General features: G+C 60.5%; 1 protein-coding gene. It reads left to right on the forward strand.

The annotated features are described in order from the left end of the window. Positions 1-268: 268 nt before the first annotated feature. Positions 269-1,930, forward strand: coding sequence for an energy-dependent translational throttle protein EttA (ettA, locus tag XpopCFBP1817_RS20565; protein ID WP_128418467.1), 1,662 nt, complete (start codon positions 269-271; stop codon positions 1,928-1,930). Positions 1,931-2,006 lie beyond the last annotated feature (76 nt).

Below are 2,006 nucleotides of genomic sequence, written 5' to 3' on the forward strand. Positions count from 1 at the left end.
TCGCTGATTTTTTGAAGGTATGGTCATCATCCAGTGCGTGTCACCACGGCTACGACTTGGTTGTTCGAGGTGCCCTTAATGCGCCCAGCGCCTTAACACTTTCTTGCTGGAATCGGTTACGAAAACGCACATTCAGGTGACAAGTAAGCTGCCGTTTAGCTGCAGACATGCCTCCGCGTGCTCAGGCACTTGCCCGTATAATCGGCGCAACCCCTTTTCCGCTGCCTCCGGCCTCGGCCGGCGGGCTGCCTGCGTCCACGGAGTCCCCATGTCGCAATACATCTACACCATGAACGGCGTCAGCAAGACGGTGCCGCCGAAGCGCCAGATCATCAAGGACATTTCGCTGTCGTTCTTCCCGGGCGCCAAGATCGGCCTGCTCGGCCTCAACGGCTCGGGCAAATCGACCGTGTTGAAGATCATGGCCGGCGTGGATACCGATTTCAGCGGCGAAGCGCGCCCGCAGGCCGGCATCAAGGTCGGTTATCTGGCGCAGGAACCCGAACTCAACCCGGAACACACCGTGCGTCAGGCGGTGGAAGAAGGCGTTGGCGAAGTGCTTCAAGCCCAGGCCGCGCTGGACCGCATCTATGAAGCCTATGCGGAGGAAGGCGCCGACTTCGACAAGCTGGCGATCGAGCAGCAGCGCCTGGAAAGCATCCTGGCCGCCGGTGATGCGCACATGGTCCAACAGCAGCTGGAAGTGGCCGCAGATGCGCTGCGTCTGCCGCCGTGGGAAGCAGTGATCGGCCCGCTGTCCGGTGGTGAAAAGCGCCGCGTGGCGCTATGCCGCCTGCTGCTGCAGAAGCCGGACATGCTACTGCTCGACGAACCGACCAACCACTTGGACGCCGAGTCGGTCGAGTGGCTGGAACAGTTCCTGGCGCGCTACACCGGCACCGTGGTGGCGGTGACGCATGATCGCTACTTCCTGGACAACGCCGCCGAGTGGATTCTGGAACTGGATCGCGGCCGCGGCATTCCGTGGAAGGGCAATTACACCGACTGGCTGACCCAGAAGGACGAGCGCCTCAAGCAGGAAGACAATCAGGAAAAGTCACGCCAGAAGGCGATCCAGAAGGAACTGGAATGGTCGCGGCAGAACGCTAAGGGTGGCCGCACCAAGGGCAAGGCGCGTCTGGCACGTTTGGAAGAACTGCAGTCGGTGGATTACCAGCGCCGCAACGAGACCAACGAGATCTTCATTCCACCTGGCGAGCGCCTGGGCAATGCGGTGCTCGAGTTCAAGAACGTCACCAAGAAGTTCGGCGACCGCCTGTTGATCGACAATTTGAGCTTACTGGTTCCCGGTGGCGCGATCGTCGGCATCATCGGCCCCAACGGTGCCGGTAAGTCGACTCTGTTCAAGATGATCACCGGCATGGAAACCCCGGATTCGGGCGAGATCGTGCTCGGGCCGACGGTGAAGCTGGCGTACGTGGACCAGAGCCGCGACAAGCTGGAAGGCAACCATAATGTGTTTCAGGAAATCGCCGGCGGCCTGGACATCCTCAACATCAATGGCGTGGAGATCCAGTCGCGCGCCTACATCGGCCGCTTCAACTTCAAGGGGCAGGACCAGCAGAAGATGGTCGGCTCGTTGTCCGGCGGTGAGCGCGGCCGTCTGCACATGGCCAAGACCCTATTGCAGGGCGGCAACGTGCTGCTGCTCGACGAACCGTCCAACGATCTGGATATCGAAACGCTGCGCGCGCTGGAAGATGCGTTGCTGGAATTTCCCGGCAACACCTTCGTGATTTCGCACGATCGCTGGTTCCTGGATCGCATCGCCACGCACATTATCGCCTTCGAAGGCGACTCGCACGTGGAGTTCTTCCAGGGCAACTACCGCGAGTACGAAGAAGACAAGAAGCGCCGCATGGGCGACGACGCAGGTCCCAAGCGTCTGCGCTTCAAGGCGCTGAAGTAAAGGAGCCTCTAAAAACCCCAGCAATCTGCCATCATTGACTTGACGCCCTGCCAGCGGAGAACGACAGACATGATCA

Source organism: Xanthomonas populi, from assembly GCF_002940065.1.
In the GTDB taxonomy this organism is placed as follows: domain Bacteria; phylum Pseudomonadota; class Gammaproteobacteria; order Xanthomonadales; family Xanthomonadaceae; genus Xanthomonas; species Xanthomonas populi.

Excerpts from the sequence above, each read along its gene's own strand:
- ettA (WP_128418467.1), top strand. The coding sequence starts at position 269 with ATGTCGCAATACATCTACACCATGAACGGCGTCAGCAAGACGGTGCCG.